Genomic DNA, 17,606 nt, shown 5'->3' with positions numbered 1-17,606 from the left:
ACAGTATAGGGCAAAAAAAGCCAGCAATGTACCTCGCAGCACATAAGGATAATCCCTGCCATACTCAGTGCTTTATTGCTGAGGAAAACACATGATTACCCTCTGTAAAACCTGCGGAACCGCCTATGATGCACAGCCGGACAGATGCCCAATTTGCGAGGATGACCGCCAGTATGTGCCCGTCACGGGCCAGATATGGACAGATTTCGACACCGTAACCGCCACGCACAGCAACAAATGGCAGCAGCTGGAGCCGCAATTGTTCAGTATCAAAACGGTGCCCGCATTTGCTATCAACCAGCGGGCATTGCTCCTGCGTACCCCGCACGGCAATATTCTCTGGGACTGTATCGCTAATCTCGACCCGGCAACTAAAACACTCATCACTGCGCTCGGCGGCATCAGCGCGATTGCGATTTCACACCCGCACTATTACACCACGATGCAGGAATGGGCTGCGGCGTTTGATGCACCGCTGTATCTGCACGCCAGCGACAGGGAATGGATCATGCGCGACAGCCCGGCAATCCACTTCTGGCAGGACGATACGCTGGAAATTTTCCCGTCGGTTACTTTGCTGCGCCTCGGCGGTCATTTTGCTGGCGGGACAGTGCTGCATTGGCAGGAAGGTGCGGGGGTATTGCTGGTGGGCGATATTCTGCAGGTTACGCCGGGGAAAGACGCTGTCTCGTTTATGTGGAGTTACCCGAATTATCTTCCGCTGCCGGCCCGGACCGTAGCGTCGGTAGTGAGTCATCTGAAAGACAGAACGTTTGCACGTCTGTACGGCGCATTCGAAGGGCAGAACATCCAGGCCTTCGCGGACGAGATTGTGCAGCGGTCGGGCCAGAAATATATTGCTTGTCTGAAGTAAACCACGATGGGTAAACTTTACGAGTGTGATCTCGATCATGCCTAAACTAAAACAGATAAAAGAGAAATTGCTATGCAACATATCATTGAAGGTTTTCTCAGCTTTCAAAAAGAAATTTTCCCGCAACGTAAAGAACTCTTTCGCAGTTTAGCGTCCAGCCAGAATCCCAAAGCGCTGTTCATCTCCTGCTCCGACAGCCGCCTGGTCCCGGAACTGGTCACCCAGCAAGAGCCAGGACAACTCTTTGTCATTCGTAATGCTGGCAACATTGTGCCGCCGTTCGGACCCGAGCCTGGCGGTGTGTCCGCGACCATCGAATACGCTGTTGTGGCGTTGGGTGTGACAGATATCGTGATCTGCGGTCACTCCAACTGTGGAGCGATGAAGGCGATTGCTGATAACGCAAACCTGGAGCCGATGCCTGCTGTTTCTCACTGGTTGCGTTATTCCGATGCGGCAAAAGCGGTGGTTGAGAAGAAAACCTGGGATAAGCCGATCGATAAAGTCAACGCGATGGTGCAGGAAAACGTATTTGCGCAGCTGAGCAACATTAAGACCCATCCATCCGTGGCGGTGGGCCTGCGTAATAATTCTATCCGACTGCACGGCTGGGTGTATGACATTGAAAGCGGCGAAATTCGCGCGCTGGATAAAGCGACGAAAACCTTCGTTTCGCTGTCTGAAAACCCGGAAGTGTTCTTCGAGTAATCGATTCCAGAAGGGCATGGACGCCCTGTCACTCCTCAATGTACGGTAATCTTCGCCGTGACCCCGACGCGGTTTTTTCTGCCGCTTTCGCCATCGCCTCTGCAATCTCTGCACACTCCGCCAGCCCCTGAACGAAGGGATGATCATGCATCAGCCACGGTATTGCGCCGAAGGCGATGCGTCCGCGAACGGTTTCAGGTGCTTTTAAGGTGTAATCCTCGCTAATCTCGGGGATCTCTTCGCCTGTTGCCTCCAGCTGTTTGCGCAGCGTCGGGAAGGGCAGATCTTTCGTTTTGAGCGGCTTTTGTCCACGAGCATCAATAAAAACGTCGAAACGGTGAACGGTCTCTTTTGTGGTGATCATTGTCTGATCGCTGCCAACATCAAGCGTGTAATCGTCACCGAGGGCTGCCACGCTAATAACGCCGGCTTCGCGAAGTGCGAGTAGCCTGCGGATAGACTGTGGAGGAATGGCCGCATAATTGTCAATAAAGACCCGAGCCAGACCATGTCTGAAGCGTTTACTGTCACGTTCGTCGAGATGTGGCACGATCGCCTGAACCACTTCATGCAGCCGGAGCACTGTGTAGCGCCAGGCCACGGTGCGGTATTCCTGTTTGTTTCTCTCAACCTCGTCGAGGTTTTCTTCTGCCCAGGTGAACGGGTCGTGTCGTTTACGATCTTCAAACCAGGCCTCACGAAGGCTGTCAGCTGTTTGCTTACGTAACGAAGCTTTCGCGCACCACGCTGGGTCAGCAAGTTCAAGCTCTTTCACCATGAGGGTAAAAATGCGATCAAGCAGACCATCCTGGCCTTTGGCAATTTCGCGTTCAACCGCGAGCTCAGTCAACACTGACAACGGTTCGTAAGGAATAGGGCAGTAAAAATCGGCTTCCGGGAGAATACCTGTTCGGGACATCAGGACAATCTTTAACGCCTCGCTGCCTGTATCCAGAACGAATTTATCGTCGCGAAACGCGCCGTGCTGCATCACTACCGCCATTGCCGCGTCAAGACCGCTTAACGATGTTCCCATAATACCAACACGGCAGGGCGGAATTTTGGCATCCATCAGACCGGACCACGGGCTTGGGAAGTACGTACGAGAGGCTTCGGAGTCTTCAGGCCAGACGTGGCCAGTGGCGATAACTGCAAGGTCAAAGCGTTCAGGAAAACTGCTGTCGTTGACGGAAAGCGTGACGCCGTCATTCGTGGGCACGATGTCGGTCACCTGGGCAGACTCATGGATTTCAACATGGAACCCGCGATTTTTCGCTTCTTTTACGATTAAACGAAAGCTGTCACGGAAATACTCGCCCAGCAGGATCCGGGGCAGGAACTGCCGGTCATGCAAACGGGATTTATCCACCCTAAAGTGCGCCAGATGGGCTTCGCTCTGGCCTTTAAGCCAGTCGAGGTAGGTCATAAATAGCGGAGGAATTTCAATGCTTGCGATGTTCGCCAGCATCAGACGAGTGTTTTCGTCGTCGTTATAGGGCATCCCCACACCCGCTTCATCAGCTTGTTCAAAGACGGAAACCGAAAGCGGCTGAGGGTTTTTAAGAAGCGCGTAAAAGGTATAAATCCCTGTTGGGCCAGAACCGATAATGGCGATTTTCTTCATCGACGGTTTTCCTCTTTTTTTTCATGAGAAAAGCGTAGCAGGAGAACAGTGATGAAAATAAGGGATTAGGATAATTCAGGAAAGCAGAAGAGGATTTGCACCATTTCAGGACTGAAATGGTGCGTCCGAGTGGACTCGAACCACCGACCCCCACCATGTCAAGGTGGTGCTCTAACCAACTGAGCTACGGACGCAGAATGGTGCGTTCAATTGGACTCGAACCAACGACCCCCACCATGTCAAGGTGGTGCTCTAACCAACTGAGCTATGAACGCAACGTGTTGTCGGTGACAACGGGGACGAATATTAGCGGTACAGCACCAATGAGGCAAGAGGGAAAATGCATTTTTCTCTCTGATTTCACGCGATTGCTGTATTACCGCGCAAAGTGAAGAGAAAGTAGCCGCCAGCTGGCGGCTACTGCGTATTTAACGTGCTGCGCGTTGCAAAATGACCGTTGATGGCTGACGTTGCAGGAAGCGCATGCGCATCATCATCATAATTGCCGCAGAGGTCAGACCGATGATAAAGCCCATCCAGAATCCGGCCGGCCCCATGCGGTCAACCACCAGATCGGTCAGGGCCAGAATGTAACCACACGGCAGACCCAACACCCAGTAGGCGATGAAGGTGATAAAGAAGATGGAACGCGTGTCTTTATATCCACGCAGCACACCGCTGCCAATCACCTGAATGGAATCAGATATCTGGTAGACCGCTGCCAGCAGCATCAGATGCGACGCCAGAGCCACGACTTCGGGGTTGTCATTGTAGAGCAGGGCGATTTGTTCGCGTAGCGTGACGGTAAAGAGCGCCGTACAGACAGCCATGCAGACACCGACACCCAGCCCGGTTCGCGCGGCTGTTTGTGCGTCTATCGTCGAACCTTGCCCCAGACGGAAGCCGACACGGATAGTCACTGACGCCGCCAGCGACAAAGGCAGGACGAACATCAGCGAGCTGAAGTTCAGCGCAATCTGGTGCCCGGCCACGTTCACAATGCCCAGCGGGGAGACCAGCAGGGCGACCACGGCGAAAAGCGTCACCTCGAAGAACAGAGCGAGGGCAATCGGCAAACCTAGCTGTACCAGACGCGTCATGATGCTCCAGTCTGGCGTGCTAAATCTGTTCTCGTTGCGAATATCGCGCATGGAACGGGCGCGTTTTACAAAGGCGATCATCGAGAAGAACATCACCCAGTAAACTGCCGCCGTCGCTACGCCACAGCCGACGCCACCCAGTTCTGGCATTCCGAAATGACCGTAAATAAAGACATAGTTAACCGGAATATTGACCAGCAAACCAATAAAGCCCATCACCATCCCGGGCTTGGTTTTCGCCAGACCTTCACACTGGTTACGCGCCACCTGGAAAAAGAGGTAGCCAGGGGTGCCCCAGAGCAGGGCGCGCAGATAACCCACGGCTTTGTCAGCCAGTGCCGGGTCAATGTTATGCATGGCGCGAATGATATGACCCGCGTTCCAGAGCACGAGCATGATCAGCACAGAGACAAACCCAGCCAGCCAGAAACCCTGGCGGACCTGATGGGCAATGCGATCGCGTCGCCCGGAACCATTGAGTTGAGCGATAACAGGCGTGAGCGCGAGCAGCAGACCGTGGCCGAACAGGATAGCCGGTAGCCAGATTGACGTGCCGATAGCAACAGCCGCCATATCGGTGGCGCTGTAGCCGCCCGCCATTACCGTATCCACAAATCCCATTGCGGTCTGGGCCACTTGCGCGATGATCACTGGTATAGCCAGTGCCAATAACTGGCGCGCTTCATTCATGTACTTCTGCACGTGAACACCTTTATTTTGTTGTTATTTGAGAGACTAAAAAAGCCGCCGTAACTGGCAGCAAGAAGAAAATGCAGGGGGGTGCCAGCTATTGTAGCGGGCTTTAGCTATTTATCTAGTGAAAAAATCGCCAGAAAATGCGCTCCGCTGGCAACCTGTTTTTCCAACTGTTATTGTGATGGGATTAAACGGTGTCACCACCGTCCGGAAAAAACAGGAGTTGTAAGCATGTTTACTGGTATTGTGCAGGGTACCGCCAAAGTGGTGTCCATTGATGAAAAACCTAATTTCCGAACTCATGTTGTTGAGCTGCCGGAATATATGCTTGAGGGCATTGAAACCGGTGCCTCGATTGCGCATAACGGCTGCTGCCTGACCGTGACCGAAATTAACGGCAACCAGATCAGCTTTGATTTAATGAAAGAGACGCTGCGTATCACCAACTTGGGCGAGTTGGCGGTGGGCGATACCGTCAACGTTGAACGTGCGGCGAAGTTCAGCGATGAGATTGGCGGGCATCTGATGTCGGGGCATATCATGACCACTGCCGAAGTGGCGAAAATCGTGACCTCGGAAAATAACCGTCAAATCTGGTTTAAAATGCAGGATCCTACATTAATGAAATACATCCTGTATAAAGGGTTTATTGGTATTGATGGGATTAGTCTGACCGTTGGGGAGGTGACGCCCACGCGTTTTTGTGTGCATTTAATTCCTGAAACGCTGCAGCGCACCACGCTGGGGGCGAAAAAACTGGGGCATCGCGTAAATATCGAAATCGATCCGCAAACTCAGGCGGTGGTGGATACCGTTGAGCGTGTGCTGGCGGCAAAAGAAGCCGCAATAATTAAAACAGCAGAAGAAGAATAAAAAATAACCCCGGGCAACCGGGGTTATTTTTTTAGCGGGCGACACGCAAACCGTGTTCAATGCCACGGCTGAATACCACCTGCCAGAGCTGAATATCCCGCGCGCGAAACGCCCCCGCGCAGGCATTCAGATAATAGCTAAACATCCGCTTGAATCGTTCAGAATAGTTGTCCGCAATCTCAGGCCAGGCTTCCTGAAAACGAGCATGCCATGCCATCAACGTGGTGTCGTAATCCGCACCGAAGTTATGCCAGTCTTCCATCACGAAATGGGGTTCACTGGCGTTGGCAATCTGGCGAACGGACGGTAAACAGCCATTCGGAAAGATGTATTTATTGATCCACGGGTCAACGTTGTTATCGGTTCGCTTAGAGCCGATGGTATGCAGCAGGAAGATGCCGTCCGGTTTCAAATTACGATCCACCACGTCAAAATAGGTGTTGTAGTTTTTCGGCCCCACGTGCTCGAACATGCCCACCGAAACGATACGGTCAAACTGTTCGTTAAGATCGCGGTAATCCTGTAGCCGGATATCCACATCGAGATCCTGGCAGCGTTCTCGCGCCATCTTTTGCTGCTCAGCGGAAATAGTGACACCCACCACGCTGACGCCGTAGTGCTTCGCCATAAACCAGGCCAGCCCACCCCAGCCGCAGCCGATATCCAGCACGCGCATTCCGGGTTCTAACTTCAGTTTCTCGCTAATCAGATGCAGCTTAGCCTGTTGAGCCTCTTCCAGTGTCGAAGCCTCTTTCCAGTAAGCGCAGGAATATTGCATGAAGGGGTCAAGCATACGGTTGAACAGGTCGTTGCCGAGATCGTAATGCTCTTTGCCGACGATCCATGCGCGTTTTTTACTTTGCAGATTAAACAGCCGGGCTGAGGCGACGCGCAGTGTGTCTTTCAGATTGCGGGGGAGTTGATTTTCCAGACCGGCGCGCAACACGCTGGAGAAGAAGATATCCAGCCGTTCGCACTCCCACCAGCCATCCATATAGCTTTCTCCCAGGCCTAACGATCCCTCCCGCAACACGCGTTTAAAAAAGTCGGGATGTTTAACCTGGGGATCAGCTGGTGACGATCCATTGATAGTGATGCCTGCTCGACCCAACAGTTCACTGACGATCCGGGACCAGTTATCGTCCGGAACGCTGACTTCTTCTATACACGATGAACTCATAGCTTCTCCATCACCCTGATGTGATCAGAACCTTCAAACAGCGTAGACGCTTTTTTTGGTTTGTGAGAAATCTCACGGTAAATACCGCGAGGCTAATATCCGACGTAGAACAGAGGAAGGGAGATAACCCTTGCCGAAATGCCTTCCATGGTAAAACGGGAGCACTCCGGCTCCCGTTAACACTTAATATTTATCGTATTTAATCGAACCAAATTTAGTATAGGCCTCAAAATTTGGTGATTCAATAAAAAATTCTTAGCAACCTAATCACTGGAAGTTAACATAATTTCCGGCGCGATTACGCATGCGACGTTTCAACCGGGGTGCTGTCACTCAGCTCACGCTGTGCGGCAGCCTGCATACGGTAGCCCACAAAGGCCAGCACAACGGTCACCAGCATCACGGTGGTGGTGGTCAGGAGCGGTGTGGCAATCAGCGCAGAGACCACCAGACTTGCCAGGAAGCACAGACCCAACTGCAGGGTGTTCTGCAGAGCAGCCGCGCGACCCGTCGCTTGTGGGAACGGACGTAATGCCTGCGCCACAACGATCGGGTAGATTGCCCCGTTAGCGACGGCCATCACGCAGAATGGCATTAAGATTTCTACCAGACCGGTGCCCGGGATAAAACCAACAGCCCATGTCCCGATAACGCTCAATGCATACAGCACCAGCAGCCACGGCAGCATCTGCTGACCTTCCCATTTCTGCAACGCCGCACGACAGCCGTACCCGCCCACCAGGAATGCGATGGTTTGCGGAACGTAGCTCAGGCCGATCGCCGCCGGGCTGTACCCCATATCGTGCAGAATAAATGGCGAACCGGTCAGCCACGCGAAGAAGCTCGCCGAGCAGGCGGCATAAATCAGGACATTACCGCGATACGCTTTGGCACTCAGTAAAGAGGTAAAGGTAATGGGCTTCGCATCCGCATGTGCCTCTTTTTTATGCGCTGGTTTGAGCGCGAATGCCGGCAGCATGAGTACCAGTGTGATGGCAAACAACGTGGCAAAGATAGCCTGCCACTCGAAATGCACCAGGATCCAGCTGCCCAGGAGCGGGGCGAGGGCAGGTGAAAGCCCTACCAGCGGCATAATGGTGGCGAAAATCCGGTTGGTGCGGTTGGCTGGGTAGTAGTCGGTAACAAGGGCCTGCCAGGTCACCGCTGCTGCACAGACGCCGACGGCCTGCACAAAGCGCAGCACCAGCAGCCAGGTCGCATCGCGTACCCATAACATACCCAGACAGCCGACGGCAAAAATGCCCAGACCCAGCAACAGTACTGGTTTACGGCCAAAACGATCTGATAGCGGCCCCCAAAGTAGCTGCGCGAAGGCGAAACCGGCGAGGAACAAACTCAGGCTGGCGCTGATGGCCGCGGCTGGGGTTTGCAAATCTTCCTGCATGGCGGCGAAAGCCGGCAGGTACATATCAGTGGCCAAAAAACCCAGCACGCTTAAGCCGCCGAGCCAGACTAAAAAACCTTTCCTGGGTTGCATTGTTTTATTCTCCTGAGGAGGCAGGTATACATTGGCGCTGAGTGTAGGGAGTGCAAAGCGGCTTGTGAAACGCTAATATTTGGTGGTTGCATTCAAATTTTTTGCAGGCAGAAAATGTGGTCAGATTATTCTCTTGAAGTGGTCGATGCTGTCGCGCGTAACGGCAGTTTCAGTGGAGCGGCGCAGGAGTTACACCGCGTGCCTTCAGCTATCAGTTACACGGTGCGTCAGCTGGAGGAGTGGCTGGCTGTTCCGCTGTTTGAACGGCGACATCGTGATGTGGAATTAACGCCCGCCGGCGCGTGGTTTTTGAAAGAAGGGCGTTCTGTCATCAAAAAAATGCAGATCACCCGCGAACAGTGTCAGCAGATCGCTAACGGCTGGCGGGGGCATCTTTCCATCGCGGTGGATAATATCGTCAAACCTGTGCGTACCCGGCAAATGATTGTCGATTTCTATCGTCATTTTTCTGACGTCGAATTGCGGGTCTCGCAGGAGGTGTTTAACGGCGTCTGGGATGCACTGGCGGACGGCAGGGCGGAGATGGCCATTGGCGCTACGCAGGCAATCCCTGTCGGGGGGCGGTACGCTTTTCGTGATATGGGAATGCTGAGCTGGAAATGCGTGGTGGCAAGCGATCATCCACTGGCGGCTCTGGAAGGACCCTTGAGCGACGATACGCTACGCAACTGGCCGTCTCTGGTACTGGAGGATACGTCCCGTTCATTACCCAAGCGTATCACCTGGCTTCTGGACAACCAGCGGCGGGTGGTTGCACCCGACTGGGAATCGTCGGCGACGTGTCTCAGTGCTGGTTTGTGTGTCGCGATGGTGCCCGTTCATTTTGCGCGGCCGCGAATCGACACCGGAGAATGGGTTGAACTGACACTGGAAAACCCGTTCCCGGATGCGGCCTGCTGCCTCACCTGGCAACAAAATGATGTCTCGCCAGCGATGGCCTGGCTACTGGATTATCTGGGAGACAGCGAAACGCTAAACCGGGAATGGTTACGGGAGCCAGGTTAACTGGCCCCCGTGAAGAGATTACCGGCGATAATCGCGGAATGGACCATCCGCAACGGAGCGGCGTTCAATAAGACGCGGGTGAACTTCAATGGACTGCGACTCTTCACGTTTGTTGACGATCCTGTCCATCAGCATATTGAAGGCGGTTTCACCCAGTGAGTCTTTCGGCTGGTGAATGGTCGTTAATGCCGGCGTAAAGAAGCGCGCATTACGCACGTTGTCATACCCGATCACAGAAATATCCTGCGGTACACGCAGACCCAGCTCATCGGCCGCACAGAGGGCACCCATTGCCATGATGTCGCCTCCGCAGAAAACGGCGGTCGGACGGTGCTGCTGGGAGACGATCTGCTGCATCGCGCGGTAGCCCGACTCCGGTTCGAAGTCGCCCTGCACGATCCAGCTTTCCGGCACGGTGATCAGCGCTTCTTCCATCGCTTTCATAAACCCAGCCAGACGACCTGCACCGGTATTGCGCTCCAGTGGACCCGGGATCACGCCGATCTCGCGGTGACCGCGTTCTATCAGGTAACGACCCGCCATATAACCGCCTTCAAAGGCGTTATCGATAACGGAATCGGTGAAGTCCGCGCGGGCTTCACCCCAGTCCATCACCACCATTGGGATATGGCGATACTCTTCCAGCATGGACAGCACAGTTTCCGGATACTCGGAACACATCACCAGCAGGCCATCAACGCGCTTTTGCGCCATCATCGACAGGTAGGCGCGCTGTTTTTCAATGCTGTTCCACGCGTTGCCCAGAATCAGGGTATAGCCTTTTTGAAAACAGTTTTTCTCAACCGCTTCAATGATCTCGGCAAAATAGGCCGCTTCACTGCTGGTCGCCAGCAAACCAATAGACTTGGTGTGATTAACCTTGAGGCTACGCGCAACCGCACTTGGCGAATAGTGCAGCTCTTTGATCGCTGCCCAGACGGCGTTGCGCGTCTCTTCCGCCACAAAGCGGGTTTTGTTAATTACATGTGATACGGTTGTAGTGGAAACGTTTGCGCGTTTTGCTACATCTTTAATTGTTGCCATTAAATGTCACTCCAGACCATATCCTAAACTCCTGAAAAACTTGAAGGTAAACGTTTGCCTTCTCTCACCCTTATCACGCAATTTTGAATTGCGACACGCCGGGAAAACGACACAGGACGTCAGGAGGGGGTCAATGGCCGGTACGCTAATAAATTTAGCGTGGAATTTTGTCCTATCTTGATGAAAAGGGGAAGAGGTAAAGTGGTTATCCGTTTAAATCCAGGAAGATTTTTGACGTAAATTGTGCAAAAATGAGCAAGCTCACTTTTCGTGGGGGGATTAAAAGGAGAAAAATTGATGAGTTCCGATCTGAAGTTTTCGCTGTTCACCACCGTTATTGTGCTGGCTTTGATTGTCGCAGCGGGTCTGACGGCCGCACTGCACTGATTTACGCGGAGGGAGAGCCTTCTCCCTCCCGATTCCCCGGATTGTTACTTCTCTGGCAAAAATCTTTTGCTATTTTGTTAACTTCTCATTTTTTGTGATTGATGTCATGCTTTCCGCTTCTTTGTTCTGTGTCACCTCATGACACGGCATCCGGAGTTGACGTATGAAAATCAATTTTCCCCTGCTGGCCCTGGCGATTGGCGCTTTTGGGATTGGTACCACTGAATTCTCCCCAATGGGTTTACTGCCTGTTATTGCCAGAGGCGTGGATGTCTCGATCCCTGCCGCAGGGATGTTAATCAGCGCTTACGCTATCGGCGTGATGGTTGGGGCACCGCTGATGACGCTCCTGCTTTCACACCGCGCGCGCCGCAATGCGCTGATTTTCCTGATGGCGATTTTCACCCTGGGCAACGTGCTTTCCGCCATTTCGCCGGACTACACCACCCTGATGTTGTCACGCATTCTGACCAGCCTTAACCACGGCGCGTTCTTTGGATTGGGGTCGGTTGTTGCAGCAAGCGTGGTACCAAAACACAAGCAGGCGAGCGCCGTGGCCACCATGTTTATGGGGCTAACCATTGCCAACATTGGCGGCGTACCTGCCGCGACGTGGTTGGGGGAAGTGATTGGCTGGCGTATGTCCTTCCTTGCGACTGCCGGGCTGGGTGTGATCGCGATGGTGGCACTGTTCTTCTCCCTGCCGAAAGGCAGTGCGGGGGAACGTCCTGACGTGCGTAAAGAGTTATCTGTGCTGGCACGCCCGCAGGTGCTCTCGGCGCTGCTGACTACCGTGTTGGGGGCCGGGGCGATGTTTACCCTCTATACCTACATTTCTCCCGTGCTTCACGACATCACTCACGCAACGCCGATCTTTATCACTGCGATGCTGGTGCTGATTGGTGTGGGCTTCTCGATTGGTAACTATCTGGGTGGGAAATTTGCCGACCGTTCCGTAAGCGGGACGTTGAAGGGCTTCTTAACCCTGCTGATTGTCATCATGATTGCTATTCCGTGGCTGGCACGTAATGAGTTCGGAGCAGCCATCGCGATGGTCGTCTGGGGAGCTGCCACCTTTGCTGTGGTTCCACCGCTGCAGATGCGCGTGATGCGTGTCGCCCATGAGGCGCCGGGGCTTTCGTCTTCAGTGAATATTGGCGCGTTCAATCTTGGTAATGCGCTCGGTGCAGCCGCCGGTGGCGCGGTTATTTCTGGGGGCTTGGGATACAGTTTTGTACCGGTGATGGGGGCGATTATTGCCGCGCTCGGTCTGCTGTTAGTGATGATGTCCGGTCGTAAGCAGCCAGAAACAGCCTGCGCTGCTGAATAAGCAAAAAAACGCAGAAGGGCGAACCCTTCTGCGTGTCTCTTATGCGGCGAAGTTCTTCGCCACAAACTCCCAGTTAACCAGTGCCCAGAAGTGCTCCAGGTAGTTCGGACGCGCGTTACGGTAATCAATGTAGTAAGCGTGTTCCCAAACGTCCACGGTCATCAGCGGCTTAGCGCTGGTGGTCAGTGGGGTACCCGCGTTAGAGGTGGAAACGATAGCCAGTTTGCCATCGGCTTCTTTTACCAGCCACGTCCAGCCAGAACCGAAGTTCTTGATAGCTGCATCGGTAAATTTCGCTTTGAAATCAGCGAAACTGCCAAATGCGGCGTTAATCGCGGTAGCCAGTTCACCGGTCGGTTCGCCGCCAGCATTTGGTGCCAGGCAGTGCCAGTAGAAAGTGTGGTTCCACACCTGAGCAGCGTTGTTAAATACCCCCCCCTCAGAGCTGCGGACGATCTCTTCCAGCGTTTTGCCTTCAAAATCGGTGCCTTTGATCAGATTATTCAGGTTGGTGACGTAGGTCTGATGATGTTTGCCGTAATGATATTCCAGGGTTTCCGCAGAAATATGCGGTGCCAGGGCGTCTTTTGCATACGGTAGTGCAGGTAATTCGAACGACATTGCTTCTCTCCTTATTGTATTTTGTGTTGCCAATAACCACACAGACAACGAGGAGAGAATAGCAAATTGAAAGGGTATGCAAAAGAGGAACTTACCCTGCCGCGATGCGGCAGGGCAGGGATTAGCGAATGGTTTTAGGCGTCATGACGCGACGCGCGCCAACATAGTGACGAACCCAGTAGTCTTCACTCAGCGAGGTGATCTGAATATCCTGGCCGCTGCGTGGTGACTGAATGAATTTCCCGTTACCGACATAGACACCGACGTGGTCTGCCGTGCCGCGACCCTGTGTGCGGAAGAAGACCAGATCGCCGTTTTCCAGCTCGCCACGGTCAACCGGAGAAGCATCGCGCAGGTGGTACATTTCATTGGCGGTGCGTGGAATGCGGAACTTCACCAGATCTTTATACGCGTAATAGACGAGGCCGCTGCAGTCAAAACCGGTACGCGGGGAGCTTCCACCCCAGTGATAAGGTTTGCCAATCTGCCCCATCAGTTTGTTCATCGCCGTCTTTTGCGCTTTCTGGACGCGAACTTTATGCACTTCTGCGAGTTTGGTGACCTTCGTACATTTCGCCTTATGTCCTTTACGAGTGATGCATTTTTCAGTCACGAGGTTGGCGGCAGTCTGCGAGGCTTTACTTTTGGATGTGTGAGCAGTGCGGGAAGATTTTGATTTTGTCTTGCTGGAAGCGGTTTGTTTAGTCTGAGCAGTTGTTTTTTTCTTGTCGTTCTTACTGGTGGTTTTTTTCTTACGTTCTGTGGCTTTCACCAGATGGTTCTTTTGCACAGCAGAATGCCGCGCCTGCTGAGAGGCGTTTGCCACTGGCGTGAAAGTGAGTGATGTAAACAGTAAAGCACAGAGCGTGATCGAGATTTTATTTATCCGCGCCACTGGGCAGTCCCCTGATAAATGCAGGCCATCTATAGTACCTGCGTATGATTTACAAAGCCCGTCGATTCTAATCCATAAAAACCCGAGAAGTTAATAGCATTTTTCAATCTACAATCGTGTTTCGTTAGCAAGTGCAAAAAAATTCATCGTTCTGTCGCACATTTGTTCACTCCCTAAGCAAAACCCTGAGTGCAGCAGGGTTAAACACCATTTGCAATGCAACTTTTCATGAGCCGCGGTAAAATAAATAAACGTGACAAAAATGTTATTTTCCGATGCCAGTCTGAACCGCTACAATGTCAGACTAATGCCGTAACAGAAGTTAAAGGAAGCAAGACATGAGCACCACTATTGAAAAAATCCAGCGCCAGATCGCTGAAAACCCGATTCTGCTGTATATGAAAGGTTCTCCGAAGCTGCCAAGCTGCGGCTTCTCCGCGCAAGCCGTTCAGGCACTGTCTGCCTGTGGTGAGCGTTTTGCTTACGTTGATATCCTGCAAAACCCGGACATCCGCGCTGAGCTGCCTAAGTACGCTAACTGGCCAACGTTCCCACAGCTGTGGGTAGACGGTGAACTGGTTGGCGGTTGCGATATCCTGATTGAGATGTATCAGCGTGGTGAACTGCAGCAGCTGATCAAAGAGACGGCGGCTAAGTACAAAACTGAAGAGCCGGACGCAGAGTAACTTTCTGCCGAAATAAAAAAGCGACCTCTTCAGGTCGCTTTTTTTTACTCTTCGCTGTCGCCCATCGGTAGCGGCCAGCCGCCCAGACGTTTCCAGCGGTTGACGATCTCACAGAACAGCTCTGCAGTGCGCTCCGTGTCATACAGGGCAGAGTGCGCCTGCGTACCGTCAAACTCAATACCTGCCGTGATACAGGCCTTGGATAACACCGTTTGCCCCAGCGCCAGGCCACTCAGGGCGGCAGTATCGAAGGTGACAAATGGGTGGAAGGGATTTCGTTTGAGCGAGGCACGCTCTGCGGCGGCCATGGTAAAGCTGTGATCGAATGTGGCGTTATGGGCTACCATGATCGCGCGGCTGCAGTTGCTCTCTTTCATGCCTTTACGCACCATCTTAAAAATGGCGTGCAGCGCATCATATTCACTGACTGCACCACGCAGCGGGTTATGCGGATCGATACCGTTAAACGCCAGTGCTTCTGGCTGTAAGTTTGCCCCTTCAAAAGGATCAACGTGGAAATGCAGCGTGGTGTCCGGTGTAAGCCAGCCCTGTTCATCCATCTTCAGCGTGATGGCGGCAATTTCGAGCAGCGCATCGGTTTTAGCGTTAAATCCGGCTGTTTCTACATCAATGACAACAGGATAAAAACCACGAAAACGGTCGCACAGACCGCTAAATTGAGCGTTATCGGACATCAGGGTCTCTTACATGGGGGAAAAAGCAGAGCGCATTATGGCAAATTTTGGAAGGGTATGCAGTAAAACTACGGGCGCATATTGCGCCCTGAGGGATCAGTTGCCCAGACCGCGACCAGCGTCTTTGGCTTCAATCAGCTCGATTTTATAACCGTCCGGATCTTCCACAAACGCAATCACGGTAGTGCCACCTTTGACCGGGCCCGCTTCGCGCGTCACGTTACCGCCGTTGCTGCGAATGCGCTCACACGCTTCGGCCGCGTTGTCCACTTCCAGCGCGATATGACCGTAGGCCGTACCCAGCTCATAGCTGTCTACGCCCCAGTTGTAAGTCAACTCAATGACCGCTTCATCCGTTTCCGGGCCATAACCTACAAACGCCAGCGAGTATTTGTATTCCGGGTTTTCGCTGGTGCGCAGCAGTTTCATACCCAGTACGTTAGTGTAGAAATCAATAGAACGTTGCAGATCGCCAACGCGCAGCATGGTGTGAAGTAGGCGCATAATTTCCTCATTAACCTATGGAATAGAATATGTTTTTGAACAGAAACGATGTTTTAGTATAGCGGCGAATTGTCGCCGCTATCAATGCTCATTGGAGGGATTACAGAGAAGGGTAGTCGGTGTAACCTTCTGCACCACCGCCGTAGAAGCTTTCCGGACGCTGTGGGTTCAGTGCCGCTTTCTGCTGCAGGCGGGCAACCAGATCCGGGTTGGCGATGTAGTCTCGGCCAAATGCGACGGCGTCGATCAGACCTTTATTGATCAGGTCTTCGGCTTTCTCAGGAGTATAGGCTCCCGCACCGATGATCACGCCGTGGAAACGCTCGCGTACTTTCTGACGGAAAGCCTCAGTGTAAGGCTGACCACCGGCCCAGTCTGGCTCGGACATGTGCAGATAGGCAATACCACGTTTCGCCAGCTCTTCAATCAGATAGAGCGCGTCCGCTTCTTCGTTCGGACCGTTGTCGACGTTCTGGAAAGAGCCAATCGGGGAGACGCGGATACCGATACGCTCAGGGCTCCACTCCTGGCATACGGCGTCAACCACTTCCAGTACCAGACGGGCACGGTTTTCGACGCTGCCGCCATACTGATCGGTGCGATGGTTAGACGACGGTGACAGGAACTGATGCAGCAGGTAGCCATGCGCGGAGTGCAGTTCAATCAGGTCAAACCCGGCTTCCCGCGCATTGGCTACGGCCTGGCGGAAGTCGTTAACGATACCCGGGATCTCGTCCAGCTCAAGTGCGCGTGGCATAGAGGTATCAACGCGGATTGCGTGACCATTTTCATCGCGCAGAGAGGTACGAGTATTCGCGCTCAGGGCGGAAGCGGAAACCGGTGCCTGACCGCCAGGCTGAATGCTGTTGTGAGAGATACGACCGGTGTGCCAAAGCTGGACCGCAATACGACCCTCTTCAGCGTGAACGCCCGCGGTGATTTTCTTCCATGCGGCGATCTGCTCCGGGCTGTGCAGACCTGGTGCACCTGCGTAACCCTTAGCCTGTGCAGAAATCTGCGTGGCTTCAGTGATGATCAGGCCAGAGCTGGCGCGCTGACGATAATATTCACCCATCAGTGGGGTTGGGATATCACCTGGCTCAATGCTGCGCAGACGAGTCAGCGGAGCCATGAATACACGATTTGGGGCAGTGACAGCACCCACTTTCAATGGGGTAAATAATTTTTCAGCTGACATAAAGACTCCTGAGTAGACCAGTCGACTAGTAATAAAGTAAATAAAAACGCCTGTTAAACGCCAGGCGTAGTAATGCTGTTTTTCACATGTGCCAGTGCGCTTTCCAGCGGCACGGCACTGCGCGAAATCTTGGCCTGCAGATTAGCGCCCAACCAGAGGGCATATAAAACCTGCGCCTGAGTTAAAGGTTCACCGGGAAAGGCCAGCGTTTTTTCATCGCGGCCTTTCTCCAGTGCCTGAGCCAGCAGGGCGATAACACCGCTGGCACCTTTATCCATTGCCGTGCGCATGTCTTCAGAGAGATCGCACACTTCAGCAGAAAGTTTTACCGTCAGACATCCGCTGATAATGCCCTGCTGGCAGAACTGGTTCAGCGTTTCCTGATAGTAGTTCAAAACACGATCGCGGTAGTTACCTTTACCCGATGCAAAGTGAGACACCAGACGCTGGTGATAACCAGCATAATGACGCTCCAGCATTGCGACGCCAAATGCCTCTTTGGACCGGAAGTAGTGGTAAAACGACCCTTTCGGTACCTCGGCGGTTTTTAATAGCTCGCTCAGACCCATACCGGTGAACCCGCGATGCATGCAAAGTTGCTCGCCGGTCGCCAGTAAATGTTCGCGGGTATCGTGTTCAGTATTTCTGCTCATGGCCGCACTCTAGT

Annotated in this window: 18 protein-coding genes and 2 tRNA genes; 7 read left to right on the top strand and 13 right to left on the bottom strand. The window is 53.2% G+C overall.

Annotated features, from left to right (window positions below):
- Positions 1 to 91 precede the first annotated feature (91 nt).
- Together WB237_RS06995 and WB237_RS06990 are read left to right on the top strand one after the other, a co-directional pair.
- Positions 92 to 874 carry an MBL fold metallo-hydrolase gene (locus tag WB237_RS06995; RefSeq protein ID WP_336211836.1) on the top strand — a complete coding sequence of 261 codons (783 nt, stop codon included), beginning with the start codon at positions 92 to 94 and terminating at the stop codon, positions 872 to 874.
- Between the two features lie 72 nt (positions 875 to 946).
- Complete coding sequence (locus WB237_RS06990; protein WP_237992459.1) at positions 947 to 1,582, top strand: carbonic anhydrase; 636 nt, start codon at positions 947 to 949, stop codon at positions 1,580 to 1,582.
- Between the two features lie 28 nt (positions 1,583 to 1,610).
- On the opposite strand, the gene WB237_RS06985 is transcribed toward WB237_RS06990, so the two are convergent.
- The 4 genes from WB237_RS06985 to mdtK form a co-directional block, all read right to left on the bottom strand.
- Entirely contained in the window at positions 1,611 to 3,206 is a 1,596-nt protein-coding gene (locus tag WB237_RS06985; protein ID WP_336211833.1) for an FAD-NAD(P)-binding protein, read from the bottom strand.
- A gap of 117 nt (positions 3,207 to 3,323) precedes the next feature.
- Positions 3,324 to 3,400, bottom strand: a tRNA-Val gene (locus tag WB237_RS06980).
- A gap of 4 nt (positions 3,401 to 3,404) precedes the next feature.
- Positions 3,405 to 3,481 (bottom strand) — tRNA-Val (locus tag WB237_RS06975).
- Positions 3,482 to 3,634: 153 nt separating this feature from the next.
- On the bottom strand, positions 3,635 to 5,008 hold the full coding sequence (gene mdtK, locus WB237_RS06970) for an MdtK family multidrug efflux MATE transporter (RefSeq protein WP_336211831.1): 1,374 nt from the start codon (positions 5,006 to 5,008) through the stop codon (positions 3,635 to 3,637).
- 225 nt (positions 5,009 to 5,233) lie between these two features.
- Between mdtK and WB237_RS06965 the strand changes: the two genes are divergently transcribed.
- On the top strand, positions 5,234 to 5,875 hold the full coding sequence (locus WB237_RS06965) for a riboflavin synthase subunit alpha (protein ID WP_336211828.1): 642 nt from the start codon (positions 5,234 to 5,236) through the stop codon (positions 5,873 to 5,875).
- Positions 5,876 to 5,906: 31 nt separating this feature from the next.
- On the opposite strand, the gene cfa is transcribed toward WB237_RS06965, so the two are convergent.
- The gene (cfa, locus tag WB237_RS06960) at positions 5,907 to 7,055 is read right to left on the bottom strand and encodes a cyclopropane fatty acyl phospholipid synthase (protein ID WP_336211826.1); all 1,149 of its coding nucleotides are present in this window, start codon (positions 7,053 to 7,055) and stop codon (positions 5,907 to 5,909) included.
- A gap of 298 nt (positions 7,056 to 7,353) precedes the next feature.
- On the bottom strand, positions 7,354 to 8,553 hold the full coding sequence (punC, locus tag WB237_RS06955) for a purine nucleoside transporter PunC (protein ID WP_336211823.1): 1,200 nt from the start codon (positions 8,551 to 8,553) through the stop codon (positions 7,354 to 7,356).
- Positions 8,554 to 8,667: 114 nt separating this feature from the next.
- Between punC and punR the strand changes: the two genes are divergently transcribed.
- Positions 8,668 to 9,579 carry a DNA-binding transcriptional activator PunR gene (punR, locus tag WB237_RS06950; RefSeq protein WP_336211821.1) on the top strand — a complete coding sequence of 304 codons (912 nt, stop codon included), beginning with the start codon at positions 8,668 to 8,670 and terminating at the stop codon, positions 9,577 to 9,579.
- Positions 9,580 to 9,597: 18 nt separating this feature from the next.
- On the opposite strand, the gene purR is transcribed toward punR, so the two are convergent.
- A complete protein-coding gene (purR, locus tag WB237_RS06945) occupies positions 9,598 to 10,623 on the bottom strand; it encodes an HTH-type transcriptional repressor PurR (protein WP_336211819.1) in 1,026 nt (341 codons plus the stop codon).
- Between the two features lie 297 nt (positions 10,624 to 10,920).
- On the opposite strand from purR, the gene cydH reads away from it, so the two are divergent.
- Entirely contained in the window at positions 10,921 to 11,010 is a 90-nt protein-coding gene (cydH, locus tag WB237_RS06940; RefSeq protein ID WP_020688313.1) for a cytochrome bd-I oxidase subunit CydH, read from the top strand.
- A gap of 163 nt (positions 11,011 to 11,173) precedes the next feature.
- On the top strand, positions 11,174 to 12,340 hold the full coding sequence (locus tag WB237_RS06935; protein ID WP_336211815.1) for an MFS transporter: 1,167 nt from the start codon (positions 11,174 to 11,176) through the stop codon (positions 12,338 to 12,340).
- A 39-nt stretch (positions 12,341 to 12,379) separates the two neighbouring features.
- On the opposite strand, the gene sodB is transcribed toward WB237_RS06935, so the two are convergent.
- Both sodB and WB237_RS06925 read right to left on the bottom strand, forming a co-directional pair.
- A complete protein-coding gene (gene sodB, locus WB237_RS06930) occupies positions 12,380 to 12,961 on the bottom strand; it encodes a superoxide dismutase [Fe] (protein WP_114979448.1) in 582 nt (193 codons plus the stop codon).
- Positions 12,962 to 13,082: 121 nt separating this feature from the next.
- Positions 13,083 to 13,856, bottom strand: coding sequence for a C40 family peptidase (locus WB237_RS06925; RefSeq protein ID WP_336211813.1), 774 nt, complete (start codon positions 13,854 to 13,856; stop codon positions 13,083 to 13,085).
- Positions 13,857 to 14,194: 338 nt separating this feature from the next.
- On the opposite strand from WB237_RS06925, the gene grxD reads away from it, so the two are divergent.
- Positions 14,195 to 14,542, top strand: coding sequence for a monothiol glutaredoxin 4 (grxD, locus tag WB237_RS06920; RefSeq protein ID WP_003832760.1), 348 nt, complete (start codon positions 14,195 to 14,197; stop codon positions 14,540 to 14,542).
- A gap of 44 nt (positions 14,543 to 14,586) precedes the next feature.
- Here the strand turns inward: grxD and rnt are convergent, their stop codons facing one another.
- From rnt to WB237_RS06900, 4 genes are all read right to left on the bottom strand, one after another.
- Complete coding sequence (rnt, locus tag WB237_RS06915; protein ID WP_049006331.1) at positions 14,587 to 15,237, bottom strand: ribonuclease T; 651 nt, start codon at positions 15,235 to 15,237, stop codon at positions 14,587 to 14,589.
- Between the two features lie 96 nt (positions 15,238 to 15,333).
- Positions 15,334 to 15,741 carry a lactoylglutathione lyase gene (gene gloA, locus WB237_RS06910; protein ID WP_013096923.1) on the bottom strand — a complete coding sequence of 136 codons (408 nt, stop codon included), beginning with the start codon at positions 15,739 to 15,741 and terminating at the stop codon, positions 15,334 to 15,336.
- Between the two features lie 100 nt (positions 15,742 to 15,841).
- Positions 15,842 to 16,939 carry an alkene reductase gene (locus tag WB237_RS06905; protein ID WP_028017290.1) on the bottom strand — a complete coding sequence of 366 codons (1,098 nt, stop codon included), beginning with the start codon at positions 16,937 to 16,939 and terminating at the stop codon, positions 15,842 to 15,844.
- A 53-nt stretch (positions 16,940 to 16,992) separates the two neighbouring features.
- A complete protein-coding gene (locus WB237_RS06900) occupies positions 16,993 to 17,592 on the bottom strand; it encodes a TetR/AcrR family transcriptional regulator (protein WP_336211810.1) in 600 nt (199 codons plus the stop codon).
- Between the last annotated feature and the right edge of the window lie 14 nt (positions 17,593 to 17,606).

Origin of the sequence: Enterobacter sp. P82, from assembly GCF_037053385.1 — a bacterium.
Taxonomy (GTDB): domain Bacteria; phylum Pseudomonadota; class Gammaproteobacteria; order Enterobacterales; family Enterobacteriaceae; genus Enterobacter.
The sequence above is the reverse complement of the archived record's forward strand: the minus strand, read 5'-3'. Positions and strand labels throughout refer to the sequence as shown.